Consider the following 8,629-nt stretch of genomic DNA (forward strand, 5'->3'; position numbering starts at 1 on the left):
CTTGCGAAGCGGGATAAAATATACCAGTAAACCAAGAACTGCACCGATTCCCATGTACGCCAGTTGGTGATAGAAAAAGTAAAAATCACCCAGTTTTTTGGTTTGTGCAAAAGGTATTGATGCGGACGCCACCATCAACAGACTAAATACCATAATGGTTGCCACCGTGGTTAATAGCACCGAATTGATGGGCGGAATCCACTGCCGGCTTTTCTTAGTAGAAGCGATGTTAGCTGAGAGGGATGAAGAAAGTGACGAAGAAGTCGAATGGGGCGCGGGCATAACACAACCTAAATATTAAAAATACACTAGCGAATGATTATTGTGGTTTGACTAAGCGTTGAAAAACTTGTCCACGTTCCACATAGCCACTAAACTGATCAAAACTTGCACAAGCAGGTGATAGCAGTAATACACCTAACGCGGGGAATGTTGGCTGGTCTTGCCAAGCTTGATTGACCGCTTGTTCTAGGGTTTGGCATTTGGTTAACACAATCCCTGTAGGATTGTGACTATCCAACCCCGCTGATGCCAAATCAGCCGCGATTTTATCGGCATCTTCACCAATAAAGTACACCACTTGCGCATAATCCATCAGGGGTTTTGCCAGTTCAGCAAAGTTTTGACCTTTGCCTTGCCCGCCCAAAATCACAGCGAGTTTTTTGCCTTTGGGCGCATATACTTTACCTAGCCCCAAAATTGCCGCGATGGTCGAGCCAATGTTAGTGCCTTTGGAGTCGTCAAAACAATCGAGCTGATGGGTGGTTGTGATAAATTCACAGCGATGTGGCAGCCCGACAAAGTTTTTTAATGTTGTCAACATACTCTCTAACGGCAGACCCGCCAACTCGCCAATTGCTAAGGCTGACAGCGCATTCACCAAATTATGTTCACCTTTGATCGGCACGTCTTTTTCATTGAGTAAGCGCTCACGACCCCGGGCTAACCAGATTTCACCATCGCTATCTTTTATCAATCCGTACTGATTCATATCCGGTGCGTTACTACCAAAGGTAAGGGTGGGCATATCATCGGCTACCAACGGGCGACTAAGCAAGTCCTCGCGGTTGACCACAATGGATTGCACGCCTTGGAAGATTCGGTGTTTGGCTTGGTGATAGCCAAGCATATTGCCATGGCGATCTAGATGGTCAGGCGACATGTTAAGCACAGTGGCTACTTTAGCGGCCAAATTGGTGGTGGTCTGTAGTTGAAAACTGGATAACTCAAGCACCGCCATCTGTATGGGCTCAAGTAACAAATCAAGCGCGGGCGTTCCCAAGTTACCACCGACACCGACTTTAACCCCCGCATTTTTGACCATCTCGCCAACCAGTGTGGTGACAGTGCTTTTGGCATTAGAGCCGGTAATCGCAATAATCGGAATATCTCGCTGTTTAGCTACCTCATGGAACAATTGAATATCACTGACAATCGCGATTTTTTTCGCACGTGCGCCATCAAACACCGGCAAATAAGGGTCAATACCCGGACTGATGATAATGCGATCTGCCACCGACAACAGCTCGCCATCTAGTGCCCCAAACTTGGTCACTATATCGGTTGGCAAATGCTCGGCAAGTTTGGGCAGACCTGCATCAGTGACAGCTACTGGGTAACCAAGCGCGTGTAAATAGTTGACTGCCGACAAGCCTGATTTGCCAAGTCCAACCACCACTTGTAATCCATTGCCACGTTGAATCATGCTTGATGCTGATGGCATGCTTTGGTTGGTTGAAGCAGGTGAAACGGGTGATTGGGTGGCAGAGAGTTGGCTCACGAGAATTCCTTGTAACACTTAAACTTGTAACACTTAAATAAAGGTACCGCTAACTAAGGCAATAACCATACTTGCCGCATAAGCTAAAAAACGTTTTCTATCATACCATTTTATGACAAAAAGTTTTGCGATTAAATGTGAGTTTTCATGTTTTGTAGTGGCAGCAATAAAAGACGGTTTAAATGCTATGATTTTTGTGATGCGGATATACTTTTATCTATATTACCCAACAAATTCAACGATTTTAGGAAGTATAATGCACTTTTTTAGTGCAATATTTTTGTTTTTATCGCTAATTATTAAAATAATTCTAAAATTTATCTACAAAATCGTTAATGGCACCCAAATAACCTTTTTGGTGCAATAGCTGATTTAAATTAGAGGAATTTTTATTTTTTCGCTATAATAAAATTACGCTTTCTGTGTGATGGTCGCATTGAAACTATAAAAAAGTTTTTGCTTTATTTTCAATAGGTTATATTTTTTACCCCCTTAAAAATAGGACATTTTTGAAAGTTGGCATAGCTTTTGAATTATCGAAACTACCATTTTCAACTCGCTATACGAATGCTGTTTAGGGTAACCGCTATTAAGCCACTACAGCAGCTAGTAACTAACCCAACCATAAGCGGCACTTAAAAGGAAATTATTATGAAATTAATTACGGCTATCTTAAAACCGTTCAAGCTAGACGATGTGCGTGAGTCACTCTCTGAGATTGGCGTTCAAGGTATCACAGTTACCGAAGTAAAAGGTTTTGGTCGTCAAAAAGGTCATACTGAATTGTACCGCGGCGCTGAGTATGTGGTTGATTTCCTGCCCAAAGTTAAGTTAGAAATTGCAGTGACTGACGAAATGGTTGATGCAGCGATTGAAGCTATCACTCGCGTGGCTAGCACGGGCAAAATCGGTGATGGCAAAATCTTTGTATCACCATTAGAACAAGTGATTCGTATCCGTACTGGTGAAACAGGCGCTAATGCTATCTAACACTATCATGACTGTCGTTGCCGCAGCGCTTGTTAAACTTTAAAGTTGACCATCCTTTAAACATTAACGAAGACCTATCAAGCAGCTTAACGACTATCTCAAATAATTTTAAGGGGGTTACGATGAATGCCGTCATTACAAGGGCAGCTTTTGCCAAATTTTCACAGCCACTAGTATCTACCAAATCAATTTTATCGTTATTGTTGTTATCTCCATTGGTGGCTCATGCTGCTGACACGCCTACGCTAAATGCGGGCGACACGGCTTGGGTATTAATTTCTACTGCATTAGTACTCCTAATGACTATTCCAGGGTTGGCATTGTTTTACTCAGGTATGGTGCGCAAAAAGAATATTTTAGGGACGATGGCACACAGCTATGGTGCCACGGCGTTAGTATCTATCATTTGGATTGTGTTGGGTTATTCGCTGGCGTTTGGTAGTAGCGATTTTAATCAATTTATTGGCGGTTTTGATAATGCCCTGTTATCTAATATTGGGTTAGGTGATTTAACCGGTACCGTACCCACCCTGTTATTTGTCACTTTTCAAATGACCTTTGCCATTATCACTGTGGCAATCTTAGCAGGCTCGATTGCTGAACGTATTAAATTTAGTAGCTTCATGGTGTTTACTGCCCTTTGGGTATTATTGGTGTATGCACCGATTTGTCACTGGGTTTGGGGCGGCGGCTGGTTGATGGCAGATGGTGCGCTAGACTTTGCAGGCGGTACGGTCGTGCACATTAATGCAGGTGTAGCAGGTATTGTGTTGGCGGCTGTTTTAGGTAAACGTAATGGCTATAACCGTGATCCAATGGCACCTTCAAACTTGGCTTTAACCTTAATTGGTACGGGTTTGATTTGGGTAGGTTGGTTTGGCTTTAATGGCGGGAGTGCGTTGGCGGCAAATGCGTTGGCAGGTAATGCCCTACTCGTCACGCAAGTAGCGGCAGCGGCAGGGGCATTGACTTGGTTTGCCATCGAAAAATTAGTCCGTGGTAAAGCCTCTGTATTGGGCGGTGCATCAGGCGCAGTGGCGGGTTTAGTCGGTATCACCCCAGCGGCAGGTTTTGTGACGGTAGCAGGCGCATTAGCGATTGGTATCATCACCTCATTGGTTTGCTTTTATGCAGTCAACTATCTCAAACGTCTGTTAAAAATCGATGATAGCTTGGATGCGTTTGGATTGCATGGCGTTGGTGGCATCGTCGGTGCCATATTGACAGGTGTCTTTGTGAGTCCTGCTATCACTGGCAAACCACTGGCTTTATCGACTATGGGTCAAGTGTGGGTGCAATTAGAAGGCGTGTTCGCGGTTATCATCTACTGCGCGATTGTGACTTTCATTATTGCCAAAGTGATTCAATTAACCATGGGCTTACGTGTCACTGATGAAGATGAATACACCGGTCTTGACTTAGCCGTACATGGCGAACGTATCGAATAGACAAAGAATGATAAACATAGGCTGATTCAATCAGCCTATTTTTTTATATAAGCATACTAAAAGACTCTACAAAACTTGCGATTGGACAAATAAAAAAGCTAGATATTAATATCTAGCTTTTTTGGGCTTTCAAATCATGGGCGATTATTTAATTTTTTTCCAAGTTTGGCTGCCTTTGACTGGAACAGATAAAGTTAAGGTTGAACCGCTTAATGAAATATCTGCACCTAATCCAAGACCCCAACGTGGGTCTTTTGCTTTACCTGCATATTTGCCATTACCTTTCGCTTTCACGTTTGTTAACACAGTTTTACCAACAAAAGATTTTGCTTTTTCAGTATTGCCCGCAACGATTTTACCGGTGAAAGTAGCACCTGTTTGTGAGATTTGAACTTGGGCTTTTGGTTGATTGTCTTCATAAGTTTGCCAAGTACCCACAATTGGATCGGCAGCCATAGCAGCAACACTTAAAGTAGAAAGAGCAACACCAACGCTGATTGATTTAAGAGAAATTTTCATAACAGTTCCTTCTGTAGCGCACTGCAAAAAAGTAAGGGAAGTGAGATGCAGTGCCATTGACAATCATTATAGCCAAAATGGTTTTGAGGTAAAGATATTTTTTAATACGCAAAAGTTGCTAATAGTTTTCTACATCCTTACAGGGTAAAATTATCCATTTTTTTAATTCTAAGTTATTGATTATAAAATAGTTATTTTTTTAAAAAATCCTTAAGGGGTAAATTGACCAATCAGTCATTTTGGTATATTTATCACTTTTAGGACTTAAATAGACTCATTATCCATTCAAAAATGGTCAAGACTAAATTAACTAAGACTAATAAAATTTGCTGGTTATCGGGCTCTGATTTTGGCGTGTTTTTGTTTTTTGTAGCTGGTGAATAGTCATCGATAGGCAGCGTCATTGCCGTTTTTTGTACCTTTCCTGACAAGCCTGGCATGGCATCTACACCTATTCTTACCGCCAATTCATCCAGACTAATGACTTCCACTCGCTGACTATCATCATTAGGGACAAAATAAACCCCTGCTTGTTGTAGACTTGGAATATAAATCGCTTTGTACAGATGACTGGGTACTAATATATTGTTATTAATTTTCTTAACCCGATTACTGATAAAAGCCACCCCTGTCACCACATAGATACGATTGTGTTTGATCGCTAGGTAACGGGTACGGGACTCAATGTCTCGCCAAGTGCTACGATTATTGACAGGATTTTGCGGTACAATGTTGGCAAGGCTAAAGCTGTCATATTGTGATTCAAGCGTACTCATATCTGCATTCGGCGCTAGATGCCCACGATCATAAGGTACGTTACGATAATCAGCTAAATAGCCTTTAACCCGATTAGGCAGCTGACTTTCCTCGTGAAAATTATTAACCCTAGATAACTCGCTCGCTTTTTCAATACGCGCTCGTGTCAAATACTCCGCTGACCATAAAGCGGTTTTACTCAGTGACGAATACCCCACAGCAAAGCCATTTAGACATAGATAATAAATCTCAATTGGTTGATTCGAGAGTGGCTGGGGACTTTGTTGGTTAGCATAGGTATTGCCGCATTGATTGAGATGCTGTTTGCGATAATCTAAAGAGCGGCTAGAATGTGCCCATAAGGGCAATAAGGATAAAGCTATCACTACTAGCATCTGTGACAGTGATTTGTGGGAAAAACGCTGATGACAACTCATACGCTCTAACTTACCAACTCTAGCCATCGATGAAAATTGATTAATTATACATGACATTTGGCATTATTTTGGGTAAAATAGGCGTCCGTTTTGCGATTACCTATATTTTGGAATTGCAACTCGATTGGAAACGTGGCTGAGTGGTCGAAAGCGCACGCCTGGAAAGTGTGTATACGTTAATAGCGTATCGAGGGTTCGAATCCCTCCGTTTCCGCCAAATAAATAAAAAGCTAGCTTATTATTAAGCTAGCTTTTTTGTTGCGGGGTTGATGAGTTATGCTAAATCACGCACATTAGGCTCACGATCCCATTCACGCGATTTGGCCTTCTCAATAAAGGTATCTATTTCCTTTAAAGCCACCACACTGGCATCTTTCTCAATGTGCTGAGGAATTAGAATAAATTCATCCGTCGCACCGCAATAAGCAATCGCTTTTAGATGGGCGTGCGCGTCTTTAAACCACGCAATCGCTTCACTCACTTTGGCTAATTTTTTCGCTTGCTCTGGCATAATGATACTAACGATTGCATCAAACAAGACAGAAGGAGAACCCGCCAATTGACCGTCAGCAGCAATGGTTTCACCATTGTTTAACGTAATACTAATTTTTGGCGCTACTATAAAGGGTGTTGCCTTGGCTGCGGTAATCGCCGCTTTATATTTTTCAAGCATTTCTGCATTTGAATCATCTGCGACTAAAATAGCAACTTTACGACCTTCAAGCGTTGGTTTAGCTTTGCCAATCAACTGTAAAGCTGGCGATAATGGCAAATCTTGCACCGGAACAGCCGGCTCAATCGGTTTCGGCACTGGTTTCATCCCTAACCCATCGGCCACGCGTTTACCCAATGTTTCATCAACCGTTAACAACTGCGCAACCATGCGTTCACGGATATAGGGTGTCTCAACTTTTGAAAGCTCAAACACAATCGCTGAAGCAATGTGCGCCTGCTCAATGGGGGTTTGACTACGATAGAACATACGTGGTTGACTATAAAAGTCTGCGAAGCTTTCTGCACGGATACGACCTTTAACGGTATCATTGCCTTGGCTTAAATCCTCAGCAAATGATTTAAAGCCTACTGCGGGATTTTCACGTGGTTTTTCTGGTTCCAAACTTTGTGGTTCATAAGCAACGCGCCCTTTCGGAATTTGCATCTGCATATGACCATCACGCTGCATATTATGGAATGGGCATTTTGGTGCATTAATTGGCAACTGCGCAAAATTTGGTGAACCTAAACGCGACAGCTGGGTATCAAGATAACTAAATAAACGACCTTGTAGTAAGGGGTCATTACTAAAGTCGATACCGGGTACGATGTTTGCTGGACAGAAAGCCACTTGCTCTGTCTCAGCAAAGAAGTTATCGGGATAACGGTTTAATACCATCTTACCAACTACTTTGAGTGGTACCAATTCTTCTGGAATAAGTTTAGTAGCATCTAGATGGTCAAAAGCGAATTCATCCGCTTTTTCTTGGGTGAACAACTGAACAGCAAAATCCCAAATAACCTCATCACCTTGTTGTAATGCTTCAAATAAGTCACGACGATGATAATCAGGGTCAGCACCTGCCACTTTCACCGCTTCATCCCAAACATGCGATTGCAGTTCAAGACGTGGACGCCAGTGAAAACGTACAAACGTGCTTTCACCTTGGGCATTAATAAAGCGATAACTATGAATACCGAAGCCTTCAATCGTACGCAAGCTGCGTGGAATGCCGCGATCGCTCATTGCCCACAAGTAATTGTGCAATGTTTCTGGGCTCAATGAAATAAAATCATAAAAAGTATCATGCGCTGAGGCAGCTTGTGGAAAACCACGATCCGGTTCCATCTTGACAGCATGCACTAAATCTGGGAATTTAATAGCATCTTGAATAAAGAATACTGGGGTATTATTACCTACTAAATCCCAGTTTCCCTCTTTAGTATAAATTTTGACGGCAAAACCGCGAATATCACGCGGTGTATCAACCGACCCTGCACCACCCGCTACCGTCGAAAAACGGGTAAATAAAGGTGTTTGCTCACCTACTTCAGTAAGCACTTTAGCAGTAGTATATTGTTCTAATGACTCAGTTAACTCGAAATAACCATGCGCTGCACTGCCTCGCGCATGCACAATACGCTCTGGAATACGTTCATGGTCAAAATGGGTAATTTTCTCACGTAAAATAAAATCTTCTAGCAATGCAGGGCCTCGACGACCCGCTTTTAGCGAATTCTGATTGTCTGCAATAACAATCCCTTGCTGCGTGGTTAAATTAGTTGAGTTATCATCAGCTTGTTGATGAGTTTCGCCTGCATTTCCTTGCTGAGTATTAATATTTGGCTCTGGCTTAACGGGCTTTTGTGTCATTTTTTTATCCTAAAATTTTAAGTATATTTGTAATTTCTTAGCAAATATCAAATGTTTACCTAAGGTTGGAAAAGGATCGACATTGATATAATCAGTATATAGAATTCAAAAATTTACAGTGTGAAAATGCGTAAAGCTATGTAGCAAATAAGATATTAACGCAAGATAACTAAAGATAACTAAAAATAATTAAAATAACATGATAACCAAATATAAAAAATCTTGATAGACTACAAAGCAACCCCCCCTTACTGATGTAAGGGGGGGTGATTTGGAATAGGGAGCTGACGATGACCTACTCTCACATGGGCGAACCACACTACCATTGGCG

The 8,629-nt window shown here is 42.0% G+C and carries 6 protein-coding genes, 1 tRNA gene and 1 pseudogene; 3 read left to right on the forward strand and 5 right to left on the reverse strand.

Going from position 1 to position 8,629, the window contains the following annotated elements:
• A pseudogene (locus RTR63_RS11025) lies at positions 1–282 on the reverse strand (cell division protein FtsW); the annotation flags it as partial.
• 37 nt (positions 283–319) lie between these two features.
• A complete protein-coding gene (murD, locus tag RTR63_RS11030) occupies positions 320–1,705 on the reverse strand; it encodes a UDP-N-acetylmuramoyl-L-alanine--D-glutamate ligase (RefSeq protein WP_312524247.1) in 1,386 nt (461 codons plus the stop codon).
• Positions 1,706–2,431: 726 nt separating this feature from the next.
• On the opposite strand from murD, the gene RTR63_RS11035 reads away from it, so the two are divergent.
• Together RTR63_RS11035 and RTR63_RS11040 are read left to right on the forward strand one after the other, a co-directional pair.
• Positions 2,432–2,770 carry a P-II family nitrogen regulator gene (locus RTR63_RS11035; RefSeq protein ID WP_007115809.1) on the forward strand — a complete coding sequence of 113 codons (339 nt, stop codon included), beginning with the start codon at positions 2,432–2,434 and terminating at the stop codon, positions 2,768–2,770.
• 122 nt (positions 2,771–2,892) lie between these two features.
• On the forward strand, positions 2,893–4,218 hold the full coding sequence (locus RTR63_RS11040; RefSeq protein ID WP_076775469.1) for an ammonium transporter: 1,326 nt from the start codon (positions 2,893–2,895) through the stop codon (positions 4,216–4,218).
• 144 nt (positions 4,219–4,362) lie between these two features.
• On the opposite strand, the gene RTR63_RS11045 is transcribed toward RTR63_RS11040, so the two are convergent.
• Positions 4,363–4,737, reverse strand: a complete 375-nt coding sequence (locus tag RTR63_RS11045; protein ID WP_188875943.1) for a DUF2147 domain-containing protein — start codon at positions 4,735–4,737, stop codon at positions 4,363–4,365.
• Positions 4,738–4,994: 257 nt separating this feature from the next.
• Positions 4,995–5,930 (reverse strand): DNA/RNA non-specific endonuclease, encoded by a 936-nt coding sequence (locus RTR63_RS11050; protein WP_312524243.1) that lies wholly within the window; start codon positions 5,928–5,930, stop codon positions 4,995–4,997.
• Positions 5,931–6,056: 126 nt separating this feature from the next.
• Between RTR63_RS11050 and RTR63_RS11055 the strand changes: the two genes are divergently transcribed.
• Positions 6,057–6,147 (forward strand) — tRNA-Ser (locus RTR63_RS11055).
• 57 nt (positions 6,148–6,204) lie between these two features.
• Here RTR63_RS11055 and RTR63_RS11060 read toward each other — a convergent pair.
• Positions 6,205–8,298 carry a catalase gene (locus RTR63_RS11060; RefSeq protein ID WP_312524245.1) on the reverse strand — a complete coding sequence of 698 codons (2,094 nt, stop codon included), beginning with the start codon at positions 8,296–8,298 and terminating at the stop codon, positions 6,205–6,207.
• Between the last annotated feature and the right edge of the window lie 331 nt (positions 8,299–8,629).

This window comes from Moraxella sp. CTOTU47724, from assembly GCF_032014955.1.
Classification (GTDB): domain Bacteria; phylum Pseudomonadota; class Gammaproteobacteria; order Pseudomonadales; family Moraxellaceae; genus Faucicola; species Faucicola tetraodonis.